The organism is Pseudomonas sp. IT-P4 (assembly GCF_949767755.1).
In the GTDB taxonomy this organism is placed as follows: domain Bacteria; phylum Pseudomonadota; class Gammaproteobacteria; order Pseudomonadales; family Pseudomonadaceae; genus Aquipseudomonas; species Aquipseudomonas monachiensis.
Genome location: NZ_CATKPX010000089.1, coordinates 99,381 through 124,398, shown reverse-complemented (window position 1 = coordinate 124,398; position 25,018 = coordinate 99,381). Strand labels below are relative to the sequence as shown.

The 25,018-nt window shown below is 61.0% G+C and carries 22 protein-coding genes and 1 other RNA gene; 18 read left to right on the top strand and 5 right to left on the bottom strand.

Annotated features, from left to right (window positions below; all coding sequences use genetic code 11):
* Positions 1 to 18 precede the first annotated feature (18 nt).
* From ACM6IT_RS26420 to ACM6IT_RS26405, 4 genes are all read right to left on the bottom strand, one after another.
* Positions 19 to 597 carry a BON domain-containing protein gene (locus ACM6IT_RS26420; RefSeq protein WP_056726229.1) on the bottom strand — a complete coding sequence of 193 codons (579 nt, stop codon included), beginning with the start codon at positions 595 to 597 and terminating at the stop codon, positions 19 to 21.
* The gene (locus ACM6IT_RS26415) at positions 594 to 1,187 is read right to left on the bottom strand and encodes a phosphoheptose isomerase (protein WP_007972584.1); all 594 of its coding nucleotides are present in this window, start codon (positions 1,185 to 1,187) and stop codon (positions 594 to 596) included. Before ACM6IT_RS26415 ends, ACM6IT_RS26420 begins: the two co-directional genes overlap by 4 nt.
* A gap of 104 nt (positions 1,188 to 1,291) precedes the next feature.
* Positions 1,292 to 1,654, bottom strand: a complete 363-nt coding sequence (locus tag ACM6IT_RS26410; RefSeq protein WP_008045939.1) for a YraN family protein — start codon at positions 1,652 to 1,654, stop codon at positions 1,292 to 1,294.
* Entirely contained in the window at positions 1,654 to 3,465 is a 1,812-nt protein-coding gene (locus tag ACM6IT_RS26405) for a penicillin-binding protein activator (protein WP_056726228.1), read from the bottom strand. The genes ACM6IT_RS26410 and ACM6IT_RS26405 overlap by 1 nt, the downstream gene beginning before the upstream one ends.
* A gap of 176 nt (positions 3,466 to 3,641) precedes the next feature.
* On the opposite strand from ACM6IT_RS26405, the gene rsmI reads away from it, so the two are divergent.
* From rsmI to lpxC, 18 genes are all read left to right on the top strand, one after another.
* Positions 3,642 to 4,547 carry a 16S rRNA (cytidine(1402)-2'-O)-methyltransferase gene (rsmI, locus tag ACM6IT_RS26400; RefSeq protein ID WP_177336479.1) on the top strand — a complete coding sequence of 302 codons (906 nt, stop codon included), beginning with the start codon at positions 3,642 to 3,644 and terminating at the stop codon, positions 4,545 to 4,547.
* Between the two features lie 75 nt (positions 4,548 to 4,622).
* An RNA gene (rnpB, locus tag ACM6IT_RS26395) (RNase P RNA component class A) lies at positions 4,623 to 4,976 on the top strand.
* Between the two features lie 356 nt (positions 4,977 to 5,332).
* A complete protein-coding gene (gene mraZ, locus ACM6IT_RS26390; protein WP_007917012.1) occupies positions 5,333 to 5,788 on the top strand; it encodes a division/cell wall cluster transcriptional repressor MraZ in 456 nt (151 codons plus the stop codon).
* Positions 5,785 to 6,732: a 16S rRNA (cytosine(1402)-N(4))-methyltransferase RsmH gene (rsmH, locus tag ACM6IT_RS26385; protein ID WP_414918992.1), complete on the top strand. Its 948-nt coding sequence runs from the start codon at positions 5,785 to 5,787 to the stop codon at positions 6,730 to 6,732. The genes mraZ and rsmH overlap by 4 nt, the downstream gene beginning before the upstream one ends.
* Positions 6,729 to 7,022, top strand: a complete 294-nt coding sequence (ftsL, locus tag ACM6IT_RS26380; protein ID WP_056726225.1) for a cell division protein FtsL — start codon at positions 6,729 to 6,731, stop codon at positions 7,020 to 7,022. Before rsmH ends, ftsL begins: the two co-directional genes overlap by 4 nt.
* Positions 7,022 to 8,761: a peptidoglycan D,D-transpeptidase FtsI family protein gene (locus ACM6IT_RS26375; RefSeq protein ID WP_173900782.1), complete on the top strand. Its 1,740-nt coding sequence runs from the start codon at positions 7,022 to 7,024 to the stop codon at positions 8,759 to 8,761. Before ftsL ends, ACM6IT_RS26375 begins: the two co-directional genes overlap by 1 nt.
* Positions 8,761 to 10,224: a UDP-N-acetylmuramoyl-L-alanyl-D-glutamate--2,6-diaminopimelate ligase gene (locus tag ACM6IT_RS26370; RefSeq protein WP_056726223.1), complete on the top strand. Its 1,464-nt coding sequence runs from the start codon at positions 8,761 to 8,763 to the stop codon at positions 10,222 to 10,224. The genes ACM6IT_RS26375 and ACM6IT_RS26370 overlap by 1 nt, the downstream gene beginning before the upstream one ends.
* Positions 10,217 to 11,584 carry a UDP-N-acetylmuramoyl-tripeptide--D-alanyl-D-alanine ligase gene (locus ACM6IT_RS26365; RefSeq protein ID WP_414918991.1) on the top strand — a complete coding sequence of 456 codons (1,368 nt, stop codon included), beginning with the start codon at positions 10,217 to 10,219 and terminating at the stop codon, positions 11,582 to 11,584. The genes ACM6IT_RS26370 and ACM6IT_RS26365 overlap by 8 nt, the downstream gene beginning before the upstream one ends.
* Positions 11,584 to 12,666, top strand: a complete 1,083-nt coding sequence (mraY, locus tag ACM6IT_RS26360; RefSeq protein ID WP_008045924.1) for a phospho-N-acetylmuramoyl-pentapeptide-transferase — start codon at positions 11,584 to 11,586, stop codon at positions 12,664 to 12,666. Before ACM6IT_RS26365 ends, mraY begins: the two co-directional genes overlap by 1 nt.
* Before the next feature lie 6 nt (positions 12,667 to 12,672).
* Complete coding sequence (gene murD, locus ACM6IT_RS26355; RefSeq protein ID WP_414918990.1) at positions 12,673 to 14,019, top strand: UDP-N-acetylmuramoyl-L-alanine--D-glutamate ligase; 1,347 nt, start codon at positions 12,673 to 12,675, stop codon at positions 14,017 to 14,019.
* Positions 14,016 to 15,233 (top strand): putative lipid II flippase FtsW, encoded by a 1,218-nt coding sequence (gene ftsW / locus ACM6IT_RS26350; protein WP_056726220.1) that lies wholly within the window; start codon positions 14,016 to 14,018, stop codon positions 15,231 to 15,233. Before murD ends, ftsW begins: the two co-directional genes overlap by 4 nt.
* Entirely contained in the window at positions 15,223 to 16,293 is a 1,071-nt protein-coding gene (gene murG / locus ACM6IT_RS26345) for an undecaprenyldiphospho-muramoylpentapeptide beta-N-acetylglucosaminyltransferase (RefSeq protein ID WP_056726219.1), read from the top strand. The genes ftsW and murG overlap by 11 nt, the downstream gene beginning before the upstream one ends.
* On the top strand, positions 16,286 to 17,746 hold the full coding sequence (gene murC, locus ACM6IT_RS26340; protein WP_056726218.1) for a UDP-N-acetylmuramate--L-alanine ligase: 1,461 nt from the start codon (positions 16,286 to 16,288) through the stop codon (positions 17,744 to 17,746). The genes murG and murC overlap by 8 nt, the downstream gene beginning before the upstream one ends.
* Positions 17,743 to 18,726 (top strand): D-alanine--D-alanine ligase, encoded by a 984-nt coding sequence (locus ACM6IT_RS26335; RefSeq protein WP_056726217.1) that lies wholly within the window; start codon positions 17,743 to 17,745, stop codon positions 18,724 to 18,726. The genes murC and ACM6IT_RS26335 overlap by 4 nt, the downstream gene beginning before the upstream one ends.
* Before the next feature lie 4 nt (positions 18,727 to 18,730).
* Positions 18,731 to 19,600 carry a cell division protein FtsQ/DivIB gene (locus ACM6IT_RS26330; RefSeq protein ID WP_056726216.1) on the top strand — a complete coding sequence of 290 codons (870 nt, stop codon included), beginning with the start codon at positions 18,731 to 18,733 and terminating at the stop codon, positions 19,598 to 19,600.
* Positions 19,601 to 19,615: 15 nt separating this feature from the next.
* Positions 19,616 to 20,875 carry a cell division protein FtsA gene (ftsA, locus tag ACM6IT_RS26325; protein WP_007972611.1) on the top strand — a complete coding sequence of 420 codons (1,260 nt, stop codon included), beginning with the start codon at positions 19,616 to 19,618 and terminating at the stop codon, positions 20,873 to 20,875.
* Between the two features lie 73 nt (positions 20,876 to 20,948).
* Positions 20,949 to 22,142: a cell division protein FtsZ gene (ftsZ, locus tag ACM6IT_RS26320; RefSeq protein WP_046041931.1), complete on the top strand. Its 1,194-nt coding sequence runs from the start codon at positions 20,949 to 20,951 to the stop codon at positions 22,140 to 22,142.
* A 112-nt stretch (positions 22,143 to 22,254) separates the two neighbouring features.
* Positions 22,255 to 23,166 (top strand): UDP-3-O-acyl-N-acetylglucosamine deacetylase, encoded by a 912-nt coding sequence (gene lpxC / locus ACM6IT_RS26315; RefSeq protein ID WP_007916984.1) that lies wholly within the window; start codon positions 22,255 to 22,257, stop codon positions 23,164 to 23,166.
* A 188-nt stretch (positions 23,167 to 23,354) separates the two neighbouring features.
* On the opposite strand, the gene ACM6IT_RS26310 is transcribed toward lpxC, so the two are convergent.
* A complete protein-coding gene (locus ACM6IT_RS26310; RefSeq protein ID WP_414918989.1) occupies positions 23,355 to 24,857 on the bottom strand; it encodes a diguanylate cyclase in 1,503 nt (500 codons plus the stop codon).
* Positions 24,858 to 25,018 lie beyond the last annotated feature (161 nt).

The following is a 25,018-nucleotide window of genomic DNA, read 5'->3' as shown; positions in this document are numbered from 1 at the left end:
ATGCGTGGGATTTGCAGGTCAGTCGATGTACTCGAACAGCTTCACAATCTTCTGCACGCCGGATACGCCTTGTACCAGGTTGGTCGCCTGCGCAGCTTCCTGCTTGGTCAGCAGGCCCAGCAAGTAGACGATGCCGTTTTCAGTGACAACCTTGATGCGCGAGCCGGGGATGTTCGCATCGGCGAGCATCTGGGTCTTGATCTTGGTGGTCAGCCAGATGTCGTTCTGGCGTGCCAGCAACGAGGACGGTGGCAGGACTTGCAGTTCGTTGTGTACCTGTTTCACGCGCTGGACGGCGGCGGCGGCCTGTTCGGCCTTGGCCTTGAGGTCCGCGCGTGGCGTTTGCCCGGCGAGCAGCACGACACCGTTGAAGCTGGTGACGACGATGTGCGAATCCTTATCCAGGGCCGGGTCGGCCTTGGCGACGTTCACACCAACCTTGGTGTCGATCAGGGAATCGTCGATCTTGCTGCCCAGTGTGCGAGTGCCACGGTCATCTTCAATCGGTGCTTCGCGGCTGGCAGTCACCACCGAGGTGCAGCCGCTGATGCCGAGGCACAGGGTCAAGGCCAGTAGGCCAAGGCGATTAGGGGTCATTCTTCACTCCCGAACAATTGGCTGTCGATCAAGTCGCAAAGGCAGTGGATCGCCAGCAGGTGGACTTCTTGAATACGAGCGGTGACGTTGGCCGGCACGCGAATCTCGACGTCCTCGGGCAACAGGAGCGACGCCATGCCGCCGCCATCACGCCCCGTCAATGCTACGACAATCATTTCGCGATCATGTGCGGCCTGGATCGCTTGAATTATGTTGGCCGAGTTGCCGCTGGTGGAGATAGCCAGCAACACATCGCCCGGTTGGCCGAGTGCACGGATCTGCTTGGAGAAGATTTCGTTGTAGCTGTAGTCGTTGGCGATCGAGGTGATCGTCGAGCTGTCGGTCGTCAGGGCGATGGCCGGCAGGCTCGGGCGTTCGCGCTCAAAGCGATTGAGCAGTTCGGACGAGAAGTGCTGGGCATCGCCGGCAGAGCCGCCGTTGCCGCAGGAAAGCATTTTGCCTTCGTTGAGCAGGGCGTTGACCATGACCTGGCTGGCTTGCTCGATGTGCGGTGCAAGTACTTCCATCGCCTGTTGCTTGGTGTCGATACTGGCCTGAAAAAGCTGGCGAATTCGCGATTGCATGTCCATCTGTGTGACCTTAAGTAGCGCGGCTGTTCGGCACGTGAATGTGCAGCCCGCAAAGCAAAGAGCAAAAATGTTGGGTGATAGTGTCCGGTTCGCAATGCCGGCGATCAGCCGTCGAAGGCATTCTGTAGCCAATTCAACTGATCGAGGTTGCTGTCGATGGCAATCACGTCGAAGCGGCAAGGGGAATTGGCCCAGCGCGGCTCGCGCTGAAGAAAATATTGCGCGGCGAAAATCAGTTTTTGCCGTTTGCGCTCATCGATGCTATCGAGCGCGCCACCCCATTGAGTGTTTTTTCTGTAGCGGACTTCAACGAATACTACTGTATCGCCATCTAGCATGACCAGATCAAGCTCGCCGCGTTTACACAACCAGTTCTGCGCCAGCAGGCGCAGACCCTGTTGTTGAAGATGCTCGAGCGCATGGCGCTCGGCATCCTTGCCGCTTTGCTGGCGTGACCTGTCGGGCATCAGCGAGCGGTGTCCGGCAGGCGCTGAACCTGGCCATTGACGAACTCGGCCCATGGCAACTGGCGCACGACCCGCTGGCTCTGAGACATGCCAAGGCTGCCCGACTCACCGTCGATGCGGCTGTCCGGCAGTGACTTGAGCTGGCCCAGGCGTGGTGCCAGGCGATAGGCGTCCACACCCATGGCATACAGGCGCCCCAGGCTGCCGGCGGCTTGTGGCCACTGGGCAGTGACCTGGCGGCGCAGTGGATCGTTGGCGTCCAGCAACCATGGCGTCTCGCAGAAGCGAATGCCATTCATGTCGTTGTACTGGTTGACGTCACCGCTGGCGCTGAATACGTGGGAGGTGGCGTAGACCGGAACATCACCTGCGTACTGGAAGTTCAGGGTCGGTTTGATCTGCTGGGCCTGTTGCGGCGTTGCGGCGAGGAAAATGAACTCGATGTCCTGGCGGCGCGATGGCTGGGCGGCCACTTGCGAGCCAACGGTGCTTTGCAGGCTCTTGGCGCGACCTTCGCTCTGACGCAGCTGGAACATGTCGGCAATCTGCTGGGCCAACTGGACCGGCTGGTCGACGCGTTCGGTGGCGACGATGGTGCCGCCATTGGCTTGCCAATCCTGGCTGAACGCCTTGAGCACGCGGTCGCCCCATTCACCTTTTGGCACCATGATGGCTGCGCGATGCAGGCCGTCGGCGCGAGCGCGGCGCGACACTTCGCGGGCTTCGTCTTCAGCGGCAAGACCGAACTGGAACAACTGCGCCGGGCCTTGATCGCCCTCGCTGTAATTGAGCGCCAGGGTGGTGATCGGTAACTGCGGACGAGTGCTCAGCTGTTTGACCAGCGGCTTCTCCAGCGGGCCGACGACCAGTTGCACACCATCGGCCTGGGCCTTGCGGTAGAACTCGTCCATGGACGTCAGGCGCGAGCTGTCATAGAACTCGATGGCGGGTGGTTTCTGCCCGGCCTGCTGGGCCTGGTAGTGAGCGGCCATGAAACCGTCGCGCAGCGCTTTGCCAACCGAGGCCAGTTGGCCGTCCTGAGGCAGCAGCAGGGCAATCTTGTTCAGGGGCTGGCTGGCCAGCTCCTTGAGTTGGGTCAGTGGCTGCGGCAATTGTTTGGCTGCCGGGTGCTTCGGATTCTGCGCGCGCCAGTTGTCGATGGCGGCCTGTTGCTGCTCCAGGGTGCCGGCGGATTTCACGGCCAGTGCCAAGGCCATCCAGCCACCGAGATCGTCGGTGGTGTTTGGCTGCAGCTGATCGGTCGGCAGCGAAGCGATCAGGGTCCAGATGGCTTCATGGTTTTTGCTTGCGGCTTCACCTTCGAGCATCGGGGCGATGAAAATGCGCTGGCGAGCGGCGGCGAGGGTCTGGCCATCGGCTTCAAGGGCGCGGGCGTGAACGGTGCCGGTGCGGACCTGTTGTTCGTCGGGCAGTTCGCTCAAGTACTGCAGGCTCGGATGGCTCAAGGCGGCCAGCGCGGCCTTGGGCTGATTGCGGGTCATGGCCAGTTCAGCCGCCAGGGTGTTGGCGAAAACCTGTGGGGCCGGCTTGAGCTGTTCGACAGGAACCTGTTGCAGGATTTGCGCGGACTGGCCGGCATTGCCCTGGCGATAGGCCAGGTCGGCAGCGCTCAAGCGCAGCAAGGCAGCATCTTCCGGTGATTTGCTTTGGGAGGCCTTCTCAAGCAGCTGCTCGATACTGGCATCCGGTGTCCGTGGTAGTTCGCCAAGGCTGGACGAGGGCGAGCTGGCGCAAGCCGCCAGCAAGGCAGCGAGGCAGAGGGCAGATAACAGCCGCAGGCAAGCGATCATGTAAGCGTTCCTGATACTCGATCAAATTAGCGTGGAATTGTACCCAAGCACTGGCCGGGGCGCGATGTTACTGGCGTGAATCGATCAATTTAGCTGGTGTAAATGTTGCGCCAGCGCACAAACGGTCACCGATACCTTGTTTGCTTACGGGTTCGAGAGTCTCGCTACGCGCTACAATGGCGACTTTTACCGATCATGAGGTGTGCGCTTTGACTGCTCCAGGTGCTTTGAATTCCGCTGCTGGCTCGCTTTATGTGGTGGCGACGCCCATCGGCAACCTGGATGACATCAGTGCGCGGGCGCTGAAGATTCTGCGCGAAGTGGCCTTGATTGCCGCGGAAGACACCCGTCACTCCCAGCGCTTGATGCAACATTTCGGCATCTCGACGCCATTGGCGGCCTGCCATGAGCACAACGAGCGTGATGAAGGTAGCCGCTTTATCACGCGCCTGCTTGCCGGTGACAGCGTGGCGTTGATCTCGGATGCCGGGACGCCGCTGATTTCCGATCCGGGTTATCACCTGGTGCGGCAGGCCAGGGCAGCGGGCATCAGTGTGGTGCCGGTTCCGGGTGCTTGCGCATTGATTGCGGCGTTGTCGGCGGCCGGGCTGCCTTCCGACCGATTCATTTTCGAAGGTTTTCTGCCGGCCAAGGCGGTGGGGCGGCGTGCGCGTCTCGAGCAGGTAAAGGAAGAGCCTCGTACATTGATCTTTTATGAGGCCCCGCATCGCATCCTGGAATGCCTTCAGGACATGGAGTTGGTGTTCGGTCCCGAGCGCCCGGCGCTGCTTGCCCGTGAGCTGACCAAGACGTTTGAGACTCTCAAGGGGCTGCCGTTGGCTGAGCTGCGCGAGTTTGTCGAGTCGGACAGCAATCAGCAGCGTGGCGAGTGCGTGGTGCTGGTGGCGGGCTGGTCCGCGCCCGAGGAGGAAGGCACCGTCAGCAGCGAGGCGATGCGCATCCTCAACCTGTTGCTCGAAGAAATGCCGCTCAAGCGTGCGGCGGCTTTGGCGGCGCAAATCACCGGCGAGCGAAAGAATGTGCTGTACCAGATCGCGCTGGATCAGCAGAAGGGCGAGTAAAACCCGACGCACAGGTGTGCTCTATGGCGCTTGGTGCTTGTTCTTCAGGCGCTCTGCCGGTAACCTTCGCGGCGGAGAGTCGATCGGACAGTCGCTGCCCCCTATGAAAATTAGGGGGGGGAGGAAAGTCCGGGCTCCATAGGGCGAAGTGCCAGGTAATGCCTGGGAGGCGTGAGCCTACGGAAAGTGCCACAGAAAATAACCGCCTAAGCGCTTCGGCGCCGGTAAGGGTGAAAAGGTGCGGTAAGAGCGCACCGCACGTCTGGCAACAGTTCGTGGCTAGGTAAACCCCACTTGGAGCAAGACCAAATAGGGTCCCAAGGCGTGGCCCGCGCTGGGACCGGGTAGGTTGCTAAAGATGTCCAGTGATGGCCATCGTAGACGAATGACTGTTCAAGACAGAACCCGGCTTACAGATCGACTCTCCACCTTTTTCTTTCCTCTGCTTGAATCATCAGGCAGGGGGGCAAGTGATAGCAATTTCCCTCCTTACACAATCATCCGCAGAACCTCTTTTGTAATACCAAAAAAATCTTACTCTTAATAAATTACTTTAACTTTCGAACGCAGCCTTCTGTGCTGATTCAAGTTATTGGTCAGTTTCATCTGCCGGATTCTCGTTACCTCTCCGTTAATGCTCCTAAATCTCAGTTCTGTAAGGGTTTTCCTTTACTCCGCGCCTTGACGGTGTGGTGGGCGCATTCCTATAGTGTGCGCAAGTGGCGGAAAGTGGCATGAAGTGGGTTTTTTGAACTCAAAACGCTAGAATTTGGAGAAACGCTGACGTGTTTCGCGGAGCCAACGCTATCAGTCTCGATGCAAAGGGCCGTCTCGCTATGCCGAGCCGGTACCGTGACGAGCTCGATTCGCGTAGCTCCGGTCAATTGATCGTGACAATTGATGCCGTTGATCCTTGTTTGTGTGTTTACCCCCTCGATGAGTGGGAAATTATTGAAACCAAACTGCGCGCATTGCCTTCGCTTCGCGAAGAGAACCGTCGCCTGCAACGTTTACTGATTGGTAATGCCGTCGACCTCGAGCTCGATGGCAGTGGTCGTTTTCTGGTTCCACCGCGTCTTCGTGAATATGCCAAGTTGGATAAGCGCGCGATGTTGGTAGGCCAACTGAACAAGTTCCAATTGTGGGACGAGGATGCCTGGAACGCGGTTTCTGCCGCTGACCTGGCTGCCATTCAACAACCGGGCGCGATGCCTGATGAACTGCGTGATTTGATCCTGTGACTATTGATAGCGGCTTTAACCACATCACCGTACTGCTTGACGAGGCCGTCGAGGCTCTCGCCGTACGTCCTGATGGCTGCTATCTGGACGGTACGTTCGGGCGCGGCGGACACAGCCGGTTGATCCTCAGCCAGCTCGGACCCGATGGTCGGTTGCTCGGATTCGATAAGGATCCACAAGCGATTGCCACCGGGCAAGCGCTAGCGGCCGAAGACGGCCGCTTTGTCGTTGTGCAGCGCAGCTTTGCCGAGCTCGGTTCGGAAGTCGCCGAACGCGGTCTGGCCGGCAAGGTCAGCGGCGTGCTGCTGGATCTGGGGGTGTCTTCGCCACAGCTCGATGATCCTGAACGCGGCTTCAGCTTCCTCAATGACGGCCCGCTGGACATGCGCATGGATCCGTCCCGTGGCATCAGCGCCGCCGAATTCGTCAACACCGCGCCCGTGGAGGAAATCGCCCGGGTGTTCAAGGAATACGGCGAAGAGCGTTTCTCCGGTCGCATGGCCCGTGCCGTGGCCGAGCGCCGCGACATCAAGCCATTCGAACGTACCGGTGACCTGGCAGAAGTCCTGAAGGTCGCCAACCCGGCGTGGGAAAAGGGCAAGAACCCTGCAACCCGCGCGTTCCAGGGATTGCGTATTCACGTCAACAACGAACTGGGTGATCTGGAAACCGGCCTCGAAGCCGCTCTGGAATGCCTGGAAGTGGGTGGTCGCCTGGTGGTGATCAGCTTCCACTCCCTTGAAGACCGTATCGTCAAACTGTTCATGCGCAAGCTGGTCAAAGGCGAAGCCGACAACCTGCCGCGCAACCTGCCGGTTCGGCATGTCGCCTTCGAACCGAAAATCAAAGTCCATGGCAAAGCGCAGACGGCCTCCGACGCCGAACTCAAAGCCAACCCACGTTCCCGTAGCGCTGTCATGCGTGTGGCGGAGAAGCTGCGGTGAGCAGGCTTTTCGCCAAGCCATTGCCCGGCGGAAGCTTCTTCATGCTGCTGCTGTTTGTCGGCGTGCTCGTGTCGGCCATCGGCGTGTCCTACAGCGCGCACTGGAACCGTCAGCTATTGAATTCGCTGTACAACGAACTGAGCGTGCGCGACAAGGCGCAGGCGGAGTGGGGCCGGTTGATTCTGGAGCAGAGCACCTGGACCGCCCACAGCCGTATCGAAGTGCTGGCCACCGAACAATTGAAAATGCACATCCCCGGTGCCGCTGACGTGAAGATGGTGGCGCCATGATGAAACTCGAAGGTGCACTCTTTCCTTGGCGGTTCCGCGTGGTGCTGGGTTTGCTAGGAATAATGGTGGCCGCGATTGCCTGGCGCATCATCGATTTGCAAGTGGTCGACCGTGCCTTCCTTAAAGGTCAGGGCGATGCCCGCAGTGTTCGTCATATTCCGATTCCGGCTCACCGTGGTCTGATCACCGACCGTAACGGCGAGCCATTGGCCGTGAGTACTCCTGTCACCACCCTTTGGGCCAATGCCAAGGAGATGCAAACGGCCAAAGAGAAGTGGCCAGCATTGGCCGCTGCGCTGGGGCAAGACCCTAAAGCCTTGGCCGAGCGCCTTGAAGCGCAAGCCAATAAAGAATTCATTTACCTGGTGCGCGGGCTGACGCCTGAGCAGGGCCAGGCCGTGCTCGATCTGAAAGTGCCAGGCGTCTATGGCATCGAAGAGTTCCGCCGTTTCTATCCGGCCGGTGAAGTGACCGCGCATATGGTCGGCTTTACCGACATCGATGACCATGGAAAGGAAGGTATCGAACTGGCCTATGACGAATGGCTGGCCGGGGTGCCGGGTAAACGACAAGTCATCAAGGACCGGCGCGGCCGGTTGATCAAGGATGTCCAGGTCACCAAAAACGCCAAGGCCGGAAAGCCCTTGGCGTTGTCCATTGACCTGCGCCTGCAATACCTGGCCAACCGCGAGTTGCGTAACGCGATCATCGAGAACGGCGCCAAGGCCGGCAGCCTGGTGATCATGGACGTGAAGACCGGCGAGATTCTCGCGATGGTCAACCAGCCGACCTACAACCCGAACAATCGCCGCAACCTGCAGCCGGCGATGATGCGTAACCGCGCCATGATCGACGTGTTCGAGCCAGGCTCGACCATGAAAGCGATCTCGATGAGCGCTGCCATCGAAACCGGCCGCTGGAAGCCGAGCGACACCGTCGAGGTGTATCCGGGCTCCCTGCAGATTGGCAAGTACACCATCAAGGACGTATCCAAGACCGAAGGCCCGGTGCTCGACCTGACCGGCATTCTGATCAATTCCAGTAACGTCGGCATGAGCAAGGTCGCGTTCGATATCGGCGGCGAAACCATTTTCCGTCTGGCGCAGAAAGTCGGGCTCGGCCAGGACACCGGCCTGGGCTTCCCGGGTGAGCGTGTCGGCAACCTGCCGAACTACCGCGAGTGGCGTAAGGCCGAGACCGCGACGCTGTCCTATGGCTACGGTGTTTCCGTGACAGCGATCCAGCTGGTCCATGCCTTCTCGGCCCTGGCCAACAATGGTCGCCTCGCACCGCTGACCCTGATCAAGACCGACAAGGCGCCGCAAACCACCCAGGTGTTGCCGGAGGCGGTCGCGAAAACCATGCAAGGCATGCTGCAACAAGTGATCGAAGCCCCGCGCGGTGTGTTCCGTGCGCAGGTACCGGCGTATCACGTGGGCGGCAAGTCGGGTACTGCACGCAAAACCTCGGTCGGCACCAAGGGTTACGCCGAGAACTCCTACCGTTCGCTGTTCGCCGGCTTCGGTCCGATGAGCGATCCGCGTTACGCCATAGTGGTCGTAATCGACGAGCCGACCAAGGCCGGTTACTTCGGTGGCCTGGTTTCCGCGCCGGTGTTCAGTCGCGTGATGTCGGGCACCCTGCGCCTGATGAACATCACGCCGGACAACCTGCCACCAACTCAACAAGCGAACGCAACACCGGTCGTTCCGCTGAAAGCCAATGGAGGGCGCGGCTGATGTCTCTGAGCCTGAACAAGATTTTCCCTCATGCCGGCCACGATTTGCTGATTCGCGAACTCGCCCTGGACAGCCGCAATGTGCGCGCGGGCGATCTGTTCCTCGCCGTGCCAGGCGGGAAGTTCGATGGGCGCGCGCATATTGCCGACGCCTTGCAGCGCGGTGCAGCCGCGGTGGCCTATGAAGTAGAAGGCGCCACGGTCCTGCCGATCACTGAAGTGCCGCTGATTCCGGTCAAAGGTCTGGCGGCTCAGCTGTCGGACATCGCCGGGCGCTTTTATGGCGAGCCGAGCCATCACCTGAACCTGGTGGGCGTGACCGGCACCAACGGCAAGACCAGCGTGACGCAATTGGTTGCCCAGGCGCTGGATCTGCTCGGTCAGCACTGCGGTCTGGTCGGCACGCTCGGTTCGGGTTTCTACGGCGCGCTGGAAAGCGGCCTGCACACCACGCCAAACCCGATTGCTGTGCAAGCGACCCTGGCGGACCTGAAAAAGGCCGGCGCCAAAGCCGTGGCGATGGAGGTTTCTTCCCATGGCCTGGACCAGGGCCGTGTGACTGCACTGGCGTTCGATGTGGCTGTGATGACCAACTTGTCTCGCGATCACCTGGATTATCACGGCACCATGCAGGCTTATGGCGAAGCCAAGGCCCGGCTATTTGACTGGAATGACTTGAAATGCCGCGTGGTCAACCTCGACGACGAGTTCGGTCGGCAACTGGCCGCCGACAAGCGCGAGTCGCGGGTGATCACCTACAGCCTGGAAGATTCCAGTGCCTACCTGTATTGCCGTCAGGCGCAATTCGACGACGAAGGCGTGCGCGCCACGCTGGTCACGCCACAGGGCGAGCACCACTTGCGCAGCACCTTGCTCGGTCGCTTCAACCTGAGCAATGTCCTGGCCGCGGTCGGCGCGTTGCTCGGTCTGGATTACGCCCTGGACGAAATCCTCACGGTCCTGCCGAAGCTTGAAGGCCCTGCCGGTCGCATGCAGCGTCTGGGCGGTGGTTCGCAGCCGCTGGTGGTGGTCGATTACGCCCACACTCCGGATGCACTGGAAAAAGTATTGCTGGCCCTGCGTCCACACGCCAAGGGCCGGTTGCTGTGCCTGTTCGGCTGTGGCGGCGACCGCGATCGCGGCAAGCGTCCGTTGATGGCCGAAGTGGTTGAGCGCCTGGCCGATGGCGTGCTGGTGACCGATGACAATCCGCGCACTGAAGATCCATCGGTGATTTTCGATGACATTCGCGCCGGTTTCACGGCTGCGGATAAAGTGGAGTTCGTTGCCGGTCGTGGTCAGGCGATTGCCCGGCTGATCGCCAGTGCCTCGGCGGATGACGTGATTGTCCTGGCCGGTAAAGGTCACGAGGACTATCAGGAAATCAACGGCGAGCGTCATGCCTTTTCCGATCTGGTCGAGGCCGATCACGCCTTGACCGCGTGGGAGGTGGCCCATGCTTAAGGCCTTGAAGCTGAGTGAACTGACCGCTGCGCTGAATGCTCGCCTGGTGTCCGCCGATGCCAGCTTCGACGGCGTCAGCATCGACAGCCGCGCGATCAAGCCGGGCCAACTGTTTATTGCCCTGACCGGTCCGCGTTTTGACGGTCATGACTATCTCAATGATGTCGCCGCCAAGGGCGCCGTGGCTGCGCTGGTCGAGCGTGAAGTGGCCGACAGCACGCTGCCGCAGTTGCTGGTCAGCGACACCCGCCAGGCGTTGGGTCAGTTGGGTGCGCTGAATCGCGCCGCCTACACCCATCCGGTCGCGGCCGTCACCGGTTCCAGCGGCAAGACCACGGTCAAGGAGATGCTTGCGAGCATCCTGCGCACGCGCGGCGCGGTGCTGGCCACGCGTGGCAACCTGAACAACGACCTCGGCGTGCCGCTGACCTTGCTCGAACTGGCGCCGGAGCACACCGCTGCCGTGATCGAGTTGGGTGCTTCGCGCCTGGGCGAAATTGCCTACACCGTCGGCCTGACCAGGCCGCACGTGGCCATTCTCAACAATGCCGGGACCGCCCACGTCGGCGAGTTCGGCGGTCCGGAAAAAATCGTCGAAGCCAAGGGCGAGATTATCGAAGGGCTGGATGCCGATGGCGTCGCCGTTCTCAATCTCGACGACAAGGCATTCGGGATCTGGAAGGCCCGCGCCGGCGACCGCAAAGTTCTGACGTTTGCGTTGAGCAACTCCAGCGCCGATTTCCATGCCAGTGACCTGGCCACCGATGCTCGTGGCTGCCCGGCATTCAACCTGCACAGCCCTGAAGGTGTGGAGCGCGTGCAACTGAACCTGCTTGGCACCCATAACGTCGCCAATGCCATGGCTGCCGCCGCTGCTGCTCATGCCTTGGGCGTGTCGCTGTTCGGTATCGCCACCGGCCTTGGTGCGGTGCAACCGGTCAAGGGCCGCACCGTCGCGCAACTGGCCAGCAATGGCATGCGCGTGATCGATGACACTTATAACGCCAACCCCACCTCCATGTGCGCTGCCGTTGATATACTGGTCGGCTTTTCCGGTCGCACCGTCCTGGTGCTCGGGGATATCGGCGAGTTGGGCGAATGGGCGGAGCAGGGGCACCGCGACGTGGGCGAGTACGCCCGTGGCAAGGTTTCTGCGCTGTACGCCGTTGGGCCAATGATGGCTCACGCCGTGAACGCATTCGGTCCACAGGCTTTTCACTTCAGCACGCAGGCTGAACTGATCAAGGCCCTGGGCGCCGAGCAAGATACAAACACCACCATTTTGATCAAGGGGTCGCGCAGCGCTGCGATGGAAAACGTCGTTGCCGCCTTGTGCGGGTCCAGTCTGGAGAAACATTAATGCTGCTGCTGCTAGCGGAGTATCTGCAACAGTTCTACAAAGGCTTCGCGGTCTTCCAGTACCTGACCCTGCGCGGGATTCTCGGTGTACTGACCGCGCTGGTCTTGTCGCTGTGCTATGGCCCATGGATGATCCGCACGTTGCAGAACCGTCAGATCGGTCAATCCGTTCGCAACGACGGCCCGCAGTCACACCTGTCCAAGTCGGGTACACCGACCATGGGCGGCGCGCTGATTCTGTCGTCCATCGGTGTCAGCACCCTGCTGTGGGCTGACCTGAGCAACCGCTATGTCTGGGTCGTGTTGCTGGTGACCCTGCTGTTCGGCGCCATCGGCTGGGTCGACGACTACCGCAAGGTCATCGAGAAGAACTCCCGTGGCTTGCCGAGCCGCTGGAAATATTTCTGGCAATCGGTGTTCGGTCTGGGGGCAGCGGTCTTCCTTTATATGACTGCCGCCACGCCAGTGGAAACCACCCTGATCCTGCCGATGCTCAAGGACTACAGCATTCCGCTGGGCGCCGGTTTCATCGTGCTGACCTACTTTGTGATCGTCGGTTCGAGCAACGCGGTCAACCTGACCGACGGCCTCGACGGCCTGGCGATCATGCCGACCGTGATGGTCGGTGGTGGCCTGGGCATTTTCTGCTACCTGTCGGGTAACGTGAAATTCGCCGAATACCTGCTGATTCCTTACGTACCGGGCGCCGGTGAGTTGATCGTGTTCTGTGGCGCACTGATCGGAGCGGGCCTGGGCTTCCTCTGGTTCAACACCTATCCGGCACAAGTCTTCATGGGGGACGTCGGCGCACTGGCGTTGGGCGCGGCCCTGGGCACCATCGCGGTGATCGTCCGTCAGGAAATCGTCCTCTTCATCATGGGCGGTGTGTTCGTGATGGAAACGCTGTCAGTCGTCATTCAGGTCGCCTCTTTTAAACTGACCGGTCGCCGCGTATTCCGCATGGCGCCCATTCACCACCACTTTGAACTCAAGGGCTGGCCCGAGCCGCGCGTGATCGTCCGTTTCTGGATCATCACCGTGATTCTCGTGCTGGTCGGCCTTGCCACCCTGAAGTTGAGGTAGAAACACGTGTCTCTGATCGCTTCTGACCACTTCCGCATCGTTGTCGGCCTCGGCAAGAGCGGCATGTCCCTGGTTCGCTTCCTGGCGAACCGGGGCGTGGCGTTTGCCGTGGCCGATACGCGGGAAAATCCACCGGAACTGGCCACGCTCAAGCGTGACTATCCCCACGTGGAAGTGCGTTGTGGCGAGCTGGACGTCGAATTCCTGTGCCGTGCCGACGAGCTCTACGTGAGCCCCGGCCTGGCGCTGGCGACCCCGGCCCTGCAGGCTGCCGCCGCCCGTGGCGTGAAATTGTCCGGCGACATCGAGCTGTTCGCGCGTAACGCGAAGGCGCCGATCGTGGCCATCAGCGGTTCCAACGCGAAAAGCACCGTCACCACGCTGGTCGGCGAGATGGCGGCTGCGGCCGGCAAACGTGTTGCCGTCGGTGGCAATCTCGGTATCCCGGCGTTGGATTTGCTTAGCGACGACATCGAGTTGTACGTGATGGAGCTGTCGAGTTTCCAGCTGGAAACCACCGATCAGCTCAACGCCGAAGTGGCGACCGTGCTCAACGTCAGCGAAGACCACATGGACCGTTACAGCGGTCTGCCGGCCTACCACCTGGCCAAGCACCGGATCTTCCGGGGCGCCAGGCAGTTCGTGGTCAATCGCCAGGACGCTTTGAGTCGTCCGTTGATGGGCGAGGGCCAGCCGTGCTGGACCTTCGGCCTGAGCAAGCCCGATTTCAAAGCCTTCGGCATCCGTGAAGAAGACGGCGAGAAGTACCTGGCCTTCGAATTCCAGAACCTGATGCCGGTGCGCGAATTGAAGATTCGCGGCGCCCACAACCAGTCCAACGCCCTGGCCGCCCTGGCCCTGGGCCATGCGGTCGGCCTGCCGTTCGATGCCATGCTGTCGAGCCTGCACACCTTCGCAGGTCTCGAGCACCGCTGCCAGTGGGTCCGTGACCTCGACGGCGTGGGCTACTACAACGATTCCAAGGCCACCAACGTCGGTGCCGCACTGGCGGCCATCGAAGGCCTGGGCGCGGACATTGACGGCAAGGTCGTGCTGATCGCCGGTGGCGACGGCAAGGGTGCCGAGTTCAAAGATCTGCGCGATCCGGTGGCGGCCAACTGCCGTGCCGTGGTCCTGATGGGCCGTGACTCCGACAAGATCGGCGAAGCCATCGGCGATGCCGTACCGCTGATCCGCGCCGGCACCCTGATCGAAGCTATCGAGCAATGCCGCGCCGCAGCCCAGCCGGGCGATGTGGTGTTGCTGTCGCCAGCCTGCGCCAGTTTCGACATGTTCAAGAACTACGAAGACCGTGGCCACCAGTTCGTCCAAGCCGTGGAGGATCTGGCATGAGCCTCAAAGGCATCATCAAGCCGTATCCATCGCCGCTCATCACCGGGCGCGGTATCGACCTCGACTTCCCGATGCTCGCCGGTTGCCTGACGCTGCTCGGCCTGGGGCTGATCATGATCGCCTCGGCATCGACCGAAGTGGCGGCCGTGCAGTCGGGCAGCGCCCTGTACTACATGATCCGCCACCTTATTTACGTGGTGCTGGGCCTGGGTGCCTGCATCGTCACCATGATGATCCCGATTGCCACCTGGCAACGCCTGGGCTGGCTGATGCTGCTGGGGGCGTTCGGCTTGCTGGTGATGGTGATCATTCCGGGGATCGGCCGTGAGGTTAACGGCTCGATGCGCTGGATCGGCTTCAGTTTCTTCAACGTCCAGCCTTCCGAGATCGCCAAGGTGTTCGTGGTGATCTACCTCGCCGGTTATCTGGTGCGTCGCCAGAAAGAAGTGCGCGAAAGCTGGATGGGCTTCTTCAAGCCGTTCATCGTGCTGCTGCCGATGGCGGGCCTGCTGCTGATGGAACCGGACTTCGGTGCCACCGTCGTGATGATGGGTGCTGCGGCGGCGATGCTGTTCCTCGGCGGGGTCGGGCTGTTCCGTTTTTCCCTGATGGTGGTCCTGGCCGTCGGCGCGGTGGTGCTGTTGATTCAAATGCAGCCCTATCGAATGGCGCGCCTGACCAACTTTGCCGACCCGTGGGCCGACCAGTTCGGCGCCGGCTATCAGCTGTCCCAGGCCTTGATCGCTTTCGGTCGCGGCGAATGGCTGGGCGTCGGCCTGGGCAACAGCGTGCAGAAGCAGTTCTACCTGCCCGAAGCCCACACTGACTTCGTGTTCTCGGTCCTGGCCGAAGAGCTGGGTGCAGTGGGGTCGTTGTGCACCGTGGCACTGTTCGTCTTCGTGTGTATTCGTGGCATGTACATCGGTTTGTGGGCTGAAAAGGCCAAGCAGTTTTTTGCAGCTTATGTGGCATACGGCCTGTCGTTCCTGTGGATCGGCCAGTTCCTGATCAACATCGGCGTGAATGTCGGTCTGCTGCCGACCAAAGGTTTGACCCTGCCGTTCCTCAGTTATGGCGGTAGTTCGTTGGTGATCTGCTGTGCCTGTCTCGGCTTGTTGCTGCGCATCGAGTGGGAAAGTCGAACCCACTTGGGCAGTGAAGAGATGGAGTTCCATGAGAGCGACTTCGCCGAGGAGCCGAACCATGGGCGCTAACGTCATGATCATGGCTGGCGGCACCGGTGGCCACGTGTTCCCGGCGCTGGCCTGTGCCCGCGAATTCCAGGCGCGCGGCTATACCGTGCACTGGCTCGGCACCCCGCGTGGGATCGAGAACGATCTGGTGCCGGCGGCCGGTATCGAACTGCATCGGATCAATGCCAGCGGTCTGCGGGGCAAGGGCAAATTGTCCCTGCTCAAGGCACCGTTCATGTTGCTCAAATCAGTCTGGCAGGCGCGGGCGATCATTCGCCGTCTGCAACCGGTCTGTGTCGTGGGTTTTGGTGGCTTTGTGACCGGTCCTGGCGGCGTCGCGGCAAAACTGGCCGGTGTGCCGGTGATCGTTCACGAACAGAACGCCGTGGCCGGTACCGCCAATCGGTTGCTGGTGCCGTTGGCCGCCCGAGTCTGTGAAGCGTTCCCCGACACCTTTACCCTGTCGGACAGCCGCCGGACCACCGGTAATCCGGTGCGCACCGAGCTGTTCCTCGAAACATCGCGACCTGCCCTGGCCGGTCGCAAGGCGCGTTTGCTGATCCTGGGCGGAAGCCTGGGCGCAGAACCGTTGAACAAATTGCTGCCTGAAGCCCTGTCGCAAGTCGCTGCCGACTTGCGTCCGGAAGTGTTCCATCAGGCCGGCAAAAACCACGATGAAGTGACTGCAGAGCGCTATCGCGCGGCTGGCGTCGAGGCGCAGGTGCAGCCCTTCATCAAAGACATGGCCCAAGCCTACAGCTGGGCCGACCTGGTGGTATGTCGCGCAGGCGCGCTGACCATCAGTGAACTGGCCGCCGCCGGTCTGCCCTCGATGCTGGTGCCTTTGCCTCACGCCATCGACGATCACCAGACCCGCAATGCCGAATATTTGGCCCGTGAAGGCGCAGCCTTCCTGATGCCACAAAGAACGACCGGCGCAGCGGATCTTGCCGCTCGCCTGACAGAGGTCCTGATGCAACCACAACGACTCAACGAAATGGCCGCCGCGGCACGCCGCCTGGCCAAACCCGATGCCACCCGTAACGTGGTCGATAGCTGCCTGGAGGTGGCCCATGGTTGAGAGTCAGAAAGCCATGCCGCAACCGGAAATGCGCCGCATCCGCCGCATCCACTTCGTCGGTATCGGCGGTGTGGGAATGTGCGGGATTGCCGAGGTGCTGCTGAACCTGGGTTATGCCGTGTCCGGCTCTGACCTGAAGGCATCGCCGGTGACCGAGCGTCTGGAGTCCTTCGGTGCGCAGATCTTCATCGGCCACCGCGCCGAGAACGCCGCGGCCGCTGACGTGCTGGTGGTGTCGAGCGCCGTGAACACGTCCAACCCGGAAGTCGCTACCGCGCTGGAACGCCGTATCCCGGTGGTGCCGCGCGCAGAGATGCTGGCTGAGCTGATGCGTTATCGCCACGGCATCGCCGTGGCCGGTACCCACGGTAAAACCACCACCACCAGCCTGATCGCTTCGGTGTTCGCCGCCGGTGGCCTGGACCCGACATTCGTGATCGGTGGACGCCTGAACGCCGCGGGCACCAATGCCCAGCTCGGCACCAGCCGCTACCTGATTGCCGAAGCCGACGAAAGCGACGCCAGCTTCCTGCACCTGCAGCCGCTGGTGGCCGTGGTCACCAACATCGACGCCGACCACATGGCGACCTACGACGGTGACTTCAACAAACTGAAGAAAACCTTCGTCGAATTCCTCCACAACCTGCCGTTCTATGGTCTGGCGGTGGTGTGCCTGGACGATCCGGTGGTGCGTGAAATCCTCCCGCAGGTCAAACGCCCGACGGTCACCTATGGTTTCGGCGAAGACTGTGACGTGCGCGCCATCAACGTGCGCCAGCAAGGCATGCAGACCTTCTTCACCGTGCTGCGCCCTGACCGCGAGCCGCTGGATGTTTCGGTCAACATGCCGGGCAACCACAACGTATTGAACGCACTGGCGACCATCTGCATCGCCACCGACGAAGGCGTCAGCGATGAAGCCATCGTCCAGGGCCTGTCCGGGTTCCAGGGTGTCGGCCGCCGCTTCCAGGTCTACGGCGAACTGCCGGTGGAGGGCGGCAATGTGATGCTGGTCGATGACTACGGTCACCACCCGACGGAAGTCGCGGCCGTGATCAAGGCCGTACGCGGTGGCTGGCCGGAGCGCCGCCTGGTGATGGTCTACCAGCCGCACCGTTACAGCCGCACCCGTGACTTGTACGACGATTTCGTCAATGTACTGGCCGACGCCAACGTCCTGCTGCTGATGGAAGTCTATCCGGCCGGCGAAGAGCCGATTCCGGGGGCCGACAGCCGCAAGCTGTGCAACAGCATCCGTCAGCGTGGCCAGCTTGACCCGATCTACATCGAGCGTGGTGTCGACCTCGCGCCAGTGGTCAAGCCACTGTTGCGTGCCGGCGACATCCTGCTGTGCCAGGGCGCCGGCGATATCGGCGGTCTCGCACCAAAACTGTTGAAAAGTGAGTTGTTCGCTGGTGCCGTTGCCGCGCCGGAGAAGGGGAAGTTGAAATGAGTGCTGCCTACGCCAACCTGGTCTCCACGATCGCGCCGAAAGACTTCGGCCGCGTCGCTGTGCTGTTCGGCGGCAAGAGCGCCGAGCGCGAAGTGTCCCTGAAATCCGGCAACGCTGTTCTGGACGCACTGCAAACCGCCGGTGTGGACGCGTTCGGCCTCGACGTGGGCGATGACCTGCTGCAGCGTCTGCAGAGCGAAAAGATCGACCGCGCCTTCATCATCCTCCACGGTCGTGGCGGTGAAGACGGCAGCATGCAGGGCCTGCTCGAATGCCTGGGCATTCCGTACACCGGCAGCGGCATCCTGGCGTCGGCCCTGGCCATGGACAAGCTGCGAACCAAGCAGGTTTGGCACAGCCTGGGCATTCCGACCCCTCGTCACGCGGTCCTTTGCAGCGAGGCCGATTGTATTTCGGCGGCGACGGAACTGGGCTTCCCTTTGATCGTCAAACCGGCCCATGAAGGTTCAAGTATCGGGATGGCCAAAGTGAGTTCCGCGTCCGAATTGATCGACGCATGGAAAGCGGCCAGTACCTACGATTCGCAAGTGTTGGTCGAGCAATGGATTCACGGTCCGGAGTTCACCATCGCCACCCTGCGTGACCAGGTGTTGCCACCGATTGCCCTGGGCACGACGCACAGCTTCTACGACTACGACGCCAAATACATCGCCAACGATACCCAGTACCGCATTCCGTGCGGTCTGGACAGTGCCAAGGAAAAGGAACTCATGGACCTCACGGCGAAAGCCTGTGAAGCGCTGGGTATCGCCGGTTGGGGCAGGGCAGACGTGATGCAGGACGCCGACGGGCAGTTCTGGTTCCTGGAAGTCAACACCGCACCGGGCATGACCGATCACAGCCTGGTGCCGATGGCGGCCCGTGCCGCCGGTCTGGATTTCCAGCAACTGGTCCTGGCCATTCTGGCCGAGAGCGTTGTCGGCAAGACTGCCGGTAACCAAGAGTCAATGAGAGGTTAAGGCCATGCAAGGCGCTCAGCTCAGACATCAGCCCACCGTACCGACCGGCCGCAAGCCGGTACCGCGGGGTGCCAGCCGAATGGTGGCCAAAGAGCCGATGTCCGCGCGCCTGCCGAAAGCCAACTTCGGTTTTCTCAAAGCGTTGTTCTGGCCGGTACTGCTGGTGGCCTTGGGGTTCGGTACTTACGAAGGCGCGACACGGCTGTTGCCGTATGCCGACCGACCGATCACCAAGGTCAACGTGCAGGGCGACTTGAGTTACATCAGCCAGCAAGCGGTGCAGCAACGGATCGCCCCTTACGTGGCGTCGAGCTTCTTCACCATCGACCTGGCGAGCATGCGCACCGAGCTGGAAACGATGCCATGGATTGCCCACGCCGAAGTGCGCAGGGTATGGCCGGATCAAGTGGTGATCCGCCTGGAAGAACAACTGCCGGTGGCCCGTTGGGGCGACGAGTCGCTGTTGAACAACCAGGGCCAGGCCTTCACGCCGCGCGAGTTGGCGAACTATGAACACCTGCCACAGCTGTTCGGCCCACTGCGGGCCCAGCAGCAGGTCATGCAGCAATACCAGGTGCTGAGCCAGATGCTCAGGCCGCTGGGCTTCTCGATTGCACGCCTGGAACTGCGTGATCGCGGCAGCTGGTTCCTGACCACCGGCCCCGGCAGCGCGGGTCCCGGGATCGAACTGCTGCTGGGACGTGGCAACCAGGTGGAAAAGATGCGCCGTTTCATCGCCATCTATGACAAGACGCTTAAAGAACAGATTACGAACATTGCGCGCATCGATCTGCGCTACGCCAACGGCCTCGCTGTTGGCTGGCGGGAACCTGTAGCGCCCACGGCAGCCCAACCCGCTGTCGCGAAGAATTAAGAAGAGGCAGGACCCATGGCAAACGTGCAAAGCGGCAAAATGATCGTCGGTCTCGATATCGGCACCTCCAAGGTGGTGGCGCTGGTGGGCGAGGTCGCGGACGACGGCACGCTGGAAATCGTCGGGATCGGTACTCATCCGTCCCGTGGCCTGAAAAAAGGCGTGGTGGTGAACATCGAGTCCACCGTGCAATCGATCCAGCGCGCCATCGAAGAAGCGCAGCTGATGGCTGGTTGCCGCATCCACTCGGCGTTCGTCGGCGTGGCCGGCAATCACATCCGCAGCCTGAACTCCCACGGCATCGTGGCGATTCGTGATCGCGAAGTCAGCTCGGCGGACCTCGAGCGTGTGCTCGACGCTGCCCAGGCCGTGGCGATCCCGGCTGACCAGCGCGTGCTGCACACCCTGCCGCAGGATTACGTGATCGATAACCAGGAAGGCGTTCGCGAGCCTCTGGGCATGTCCGGCGTACGTCTGGAAGCCAAGGTCCACGTGGTCACCTGCGCCGTCAACGCCGCACAGAACATTGAAAAATGCGTGCGTCGCTGCGGTCTGGAAATCGACGACATCATTCTCGAACAGCTGGCTTCGGCCTATTCGGTACTGACCGATGACGAGAAAGAGCTGGGCGTGTGCCTGGTGGACATCGGTGGCGGCACCACCGACATCGCGATCTTCACCGAAGGCGCGATCCGTCACACCGCAGTGATCCCGATTGCCGGTGACCAGGTAACCAACGACATCGCCATGGCGTTGCGCACTCCGACCCAGTACGCCGAAGAAATCAAGATCCGCTACGCCTGCGCCCTGGCCAAGCTGGCCGGTGCCGGTGAAACCATCAAGGTGCCAAGCGTTGGCGACCGTCCACCGCGCGAACTGTCCCGCCAGGCCCTGGCCGAAGTGGTCGAGCCACGCTACGACGAACTGTTCACGCTGATCCAGGCCGAACTGCGCCGCAGCGGCTACGAAGACCTGATCCCGGCCGGCATCGTGCTGACCGGCGGTACCGCGAAGATGGAAGGCGCCACTGAGCTGGCCGAGGAAATCTTCCACATGCCGGTGCGCCTGGGCGTGCCTCACGGCGTCAAAGGTCTGGATGACGTGGTGCGCAACCCGATCTATTCCACCGGCGTCGGCCTGTTGATGTATGGCCTGCAGAAGCAGTCCGACGGCATCTCGTTCTCGGGCATCGGCAGCCGCGACAGCTACAGCAACGAAGAGCCGCAGGCTCCGCTGCTGGACCGCCTGAAGAAGTGGGTCCAGGGCAATTTCTGAAGATTTACCGCAATACCGTTACACCGAAGCACGCAGTAGGCGAAAAAACTAGAGAATTGAAAGGAGAGGGAAAATGTTCGAACTCGTAGACAACATCCCCGCAAGCCCGGTAATCAAAGTTATCGGTGTCGGCGGTGGCGGCGGCAACGCTGTCAACCACATGGTCAAGAGCAACATTGAAGGCGTTGAGTTCATCTGCGCCAACACTGATGCCCAGGCGCTGAAATCCATCGGCGCGCGGACCATCCTGCAACTGGGTACCGGCGTGACCAAAGGCCTGGGAGCCGGCGCCAACCCTGAAGTAGGTCGTCAGGCCGCTCTTGAAGACCGTGAGCGCATTGCCGAAGTCCTGCAGGGCACCAATATGGTGTTCATCACAACCGGCATGGGCGGTGGTACCGGTACCGGTGCTGCGCCGATCATCGCCGAAGTGGCCAAGGAAATGGGGATCCTCACCGTTGCGGTGGTAACCCGTCCGTTCCCGTTCGAAGGTCGCAAGCGCATGCAGATCGCCGACGAAGGCATCCGCCTGCTGTCGGAAAGCGTCGACTCGTTGATCACCATTCCCAACGAGAAGCTGCTGACCATCCTCGGTAAAGACGCAAGCCTGCTGTCGGCTTTCGCCAAGGCCGACGATGTGCTGGCCGGTGCCGTTCGCGGTATCTCCGACATCATCAAGCGTCCGGGCATGATCAACGTCGACTTCGCCGACGTGCGTACCGTGATGAGCGAAATGGGCATGGCGATGATGGGCACTGGCTGCGCCAGCGGTCCGAACCGTGCACGCGAGGCCACCGAAGCGGCCATTCGCAACCCGCTGCTGGAAGACGTGAACCTGCAAGGCGCTCGCGGCATCCTGGTAAACATTACCGCCGGTCCGGATCTGTCCCTGGGCGAGTACTCCGACGTGGGTAGCATCATCGAAGCCTTCGCTTCCGAGCACGCGATGGTCAAGGTCGGTACCGTTATCGATCCGGACATGCGTGACGAGTTGCACGTGACTGTCGTTGCCACAGGTCTGGGCGCTAAAATCGAGAAGCCTGTGAAGGTCATCGACAACACCGTTCACACTTCGATGGCTGCACAGCCACAACAACAGGCCCCTGTTCGTCAGGAAGCTCCAGCGGTGAACTACCGTGACCTGGACCGTCCGACCGTCATGCGCAACCAGGCCCAGGCCGGTGCTGCGACTGCCGCGAAGATGAATCCGCAAGATGACCTGGACTACCTGGACATCCCGGCTTTCCTGCGTCGTCAGGCCGATTGATGGAATGTATCAGGGCTATGAAGGTGATTGGTGTTCAGCAAAGGCTCGGTCTGCTATCATCGCCAGCCTTTGTTGATACCAGTTCGCAATTTGCGCTGAAGCGGCCCAAGCCATGATTAAACAACGCACACTGAAAAATATTATCCGTGCCACAGGTGTAGGCCTGCACTCCGGGGAGAAGGTCTACCTGACCCTCAAGCCTGCGCCTGTCGACACTGGCATTGTGTTTTGTCGCGCTGACCTCGACCCTGTGGTGCAGATTCCTGCCCGCGCGGAAAACGTCGGTGAAACCACTATGTCGACCACGCTGATCAATGGCGACGTCAAAGTGGACACGGTAGAGCACTTGCTCTCGGCCATGGCTGGCCTGGGCATCGATAACGCCTACGTCGAGCTCTCCGCGTCCGAAGTCCCGATCATGGATGGCAGCGCTGGACCTTTCGTATTCCTGATTCAATCGGCAGGCCTGGAAGAACAGGACGCCGCCAAGAAATTCATCCGCATCCTGCGTGAAGTGACAGTGGAAGACGGCGACAAGCGCGCCACTTTCGTCCCTTTCGAAGGGTTCAAGGTGAGCTTCGAGATCGATTTCGATCACCCGGTTTTCCGGGACCGCACCCAAAGTGCAAGCGTGGATTTTTCCAGCACTTCGTTCGTAAAAGAAGTCAGCCGCGCCCGTACTTTCGGTTTCATGAGTGACATCGAGTACCTGCGCAAGCACAACCTTGCACTCGGCGGCAGCGTTGAAAACGCAATCGTGGTCGACGCCGATGGCGTACTGAACGAAGACGGCCTTCGCTATGAAGACGAATTCGTGAAGCACAAGATCCTCGATGCAATTGGCGACCTGTACCTGCTGGGCAATAGCCTGATTGGTGAGTTCAAGGGCTTCAAGTCCGGCCACGCACTGAACAACCAGCTGCTGCGCAAGTTGATTGAGCAGACAGATGCCTGGGAAGTCGTGACGTTCGAAGACGCCAGCACCGCACCAATCTCTTACATGCGCCCGGTTGCGGCGGTGTAAGCAAAAAACCTCTCTAGTTTTTTAAAGGCTGCCTTCGGGTGGCCTTTTTTTATGCCCTGAATTTTGTGTTGCCTGACAGGCCGCTTTCGCGAGCAAGCCCGCTCCCACAGTTGACCGCGATTCCCTGTGGGAGCGGGCTTGCTCCGGGCGGCGTTCCGACGAAGAGGCCAGTCGATTCAGCATAGAATTCAACTGGCACAAACAACCCGGTTACGCCCCCCTTCCTTGGCCTGATACAGCGCCTTGTCCGCGCTGAACAGCAATTGCTCCAGGTTGATATCACTGGCCGCCGTCCAGGTGGCAATACCGATACTCACGCTCATCGGCGGCTCACCAGGGTCTACTAGTGGCAGTTTCTGCACCGCTTCGCGGATGTGTTCGGCGATTTGCTTCGCGCCTTCACTGCCAGTTTCAGCCAGGACTACTGAAAACTCCTCGCCACCATAACGAGCCACCAGATCCGCCGGGCGATGGACATTGGCGCGGATGACCTCGGCCAACGCCCGCAAGGCTTCGTCGCCGGCCTGATGCCCGTGCCGGTCATTGAAGGCCTTGAAGTGATCGGCATCGATCATCAGCAACGACAACGGCTTGCCGCTGCGCTGCGCGCGAAACCATTCATGGCGCAGGGTCTGGTCAAGGGATCGACGGTTGGCCACGCCCGTCAAGGCATCGGTGGCCGCCAGTTGCGCCAATTCCTGCTCGGCATTTTGGCGCCGTCGCAGCTCGCGGCAGAGTAGCCAGGTCAGCCACAACAGGCCGATGCACAAAACCCCTGTTGCACCGCTGATCGCGTAGGCCGTGCGGTTCCAGGCAGCGAACACTTCGTCGATGGAAAGGGCCACGATGACGGTCAGCGGCAGATTGCCGACCCGGGTAAAGGTGTACAGGCGCCGTTGATGGTCGACACTCGACACGCTTTCAAAGGTGCCACTGCGCTCGCGCAGCATGCGTGCGACGTTGGGGCGGCTGGAGAGGCTTTTACCGATGGTGTTGGGTTCCCGGTACGGTTTCTGTGCCAGGAGGATCCCGTCGTCGTTGATGATGCCCAGCGTACTGCCGTTGCCGATGTCGAGGCTGCTGAACAGCTGATCGAAATAGCTCATGCGCATCGACGCCACCGCGACCCCCAGGAATTCACCCGTGGGCGATGAAATGCGCCGGCTGAAACTGATGCGCCATTCGTCGCTGTCATTGCAGTCGCACCGTGGCTTGAACGGCCGGCTGATAAACATGCCGGTGTCGCGATTGAAGGCATGGGCCAGGAAGTAATCGCGGTCAGCGAAGTTGCCCGGTTTCGGTTCGATCAATGATGAGTCGGCGAGCACGTCGCCGTGCTTGTCCAGCAGCAGGATGTCACCCTTGTAGCGTGTGGTGGTGGAGCGGTCGAACAACACCAGATGACGGATCTGCGGTGCAACCTGTTTAAGGTCGTCCCGTTGGGCGGCGGCAATCAGGCCCTGCAAGGTCAAGTCATAGAGCTCGACCGTACGCAGGACGTCGGCATCGATCAGTTGCGCAATGGTGGTCGCGCTGCGGGTGGCGGTCTGCTGGGCGTTGGCGTGTTCGCGGATCAGCAGGAAAGTGACGATGCACAGGATCGAGATGACTGTCAGGGTGCTGCCCAGGATCACCATGATTTCGGGTCGCCCGGTCGGGCCTTGAAAATGTGCGGTGCGGCTTGCGGTCATAGGGCTGACGTCTGCTAAAGGGACGCTCTAAGCGTAGTTGCATAAACGTAGCAGCCGAGTGAATCCTTCCTGTTGCTCGAACGATTGACCGTTGACGCGGGCGTCAGTGACTTTCGTTGCAGAAATTGCAATGAAGGCTGAGTCGCCACTATAAAAAAAGC

Excerpts from the sequence above, each read along its gene's own strand:
- ACM6IT_RS26420 (WP_056726229.1), bottom strand. The coding sequence starts at position 597 with ATGACCCCTAATCGCCTTGGCCTACTGGCCTTGACCCTGTGCCTCGGC.
- ACM6IT_RS26415 (WP_007972584.1), bottom strand. The coding sequence starts at position 1,187 with ATGGACATGCAATCGCGAATTCGCCAGCTTTTTCAGGCCAGTATCGAC.
- ACM6IT_RS26410 (WP_008045939.1), bottom strand. The coding sequence starts at position 1,654 with ATGCCCGACAGGTCACGCCAGCAAAGCGGCAAGGATGCCGAGCGCCAT.
- ACM6IT_RS26405 (WP_056726228.1), bottom strand. The coding sequence starts at position 3,465 with ATGATCGCTTGCCTGCGGCTGTTATCTGCCCTCTGCCTCGCTGCCTTG.
- rsmI (WP_177336479.1), top strand. The coding sequence starts at position 3,642 with ATGGCGACTTTTACCGATCATGAGGTGTGCGCTTTGACTGCTCCAGGT.
- ACM6IT_RS26375 (WP_173900782.1), top strand. The coding sequence starts at position 7,022 with ATGAAACTCGAAGGTGCACTCTTTCCTTGGCGGTTCCGCGTGGTGCTG.
- ACM6IT_RS26370 (WP_056726223.1), top strand. The coding sequence starts at position 8,761 with ATGTCTCTGAGCCTGAACAAGATTTTCCCTCATGCCGGCCACGATTTG.
- ACM6IT_RS26365 (WP_414918991.1), top strand. The coding sequence starts at position 10,217 with ATGCTTAAGGCCTTGAAGCTGAGTGAACTGACCGCTGCGCTGAATGCT.
- mraY (WP_008045924.1), top strand. The coding sequence starts at position 11,584 with ATGCTGCTGCTGCTAGCGGAGTATCTGCAACAGTTCTACAAAGGCTTC.
- ftsW (WP_056726220.1), top strand. The coding sequence starts at position 14,016 with ATGAGCCTCAAAGGCATCATCAAGCCGTATCCATCGCCGCTCATCACC.
- murG (WP_056726219.1), top strand. The coding sequence starts at position 15,223 with ATGGGCGCTAACGTCATGATCATGGCTGGCGGCACCGGTGGCCACGTG.
- murC (WP_056726218.1), top strand. The coding sequence starts at position 16,286 with ATGGTTGAGAGTCAGAAAGCCATGCCGCAACCGGAAATGCGCCGCATC.
- ACM6IT_RS26335 (WP_056726217.1), top strand. The coding sequence starts at position 17,743 with ATGAGTGCTGCCTACGCCAACCTGGTCTCCACGATCGCGCCGAAAGAC.
- ACM6IT_RS26330 (WP_056726216.1), top strand. The coding sequence starts at position 18,731 with ATGCAAGGCGCTCAGCTCAGACATCAGCCCACCGTACCGACCGGCCGC.
- ftsA (WP_007972611.1), top strand. The coding sequence starts at position 19,616 with ATGGCAAACGTGCAAAGCGGCAAAATGATCGTCGGTCTCGATATCGGC.
- ftsZ (WP_046041931.1), top strand. The coding sequence starts at position 20,949 with ATGTTCGAACTCGTAGACAACATCCCCGCAAGCCCGGTAATCAAAGTT.
- lpxC (WP_007916984.1), top strand. The coding sequence starts at position 22,255 with ATGATTAAACAACGCACACTGAAAAATATTATCCGTGCCACAGGTGTA.
- ACM6IT_RS26310 (WP_414918989.1), bottom strand. The coding sequence starts at position 24,857 with ATGACCGCAAGCCGCACCGCACATTTTCAAGGCCCGACCGGGCGACCC.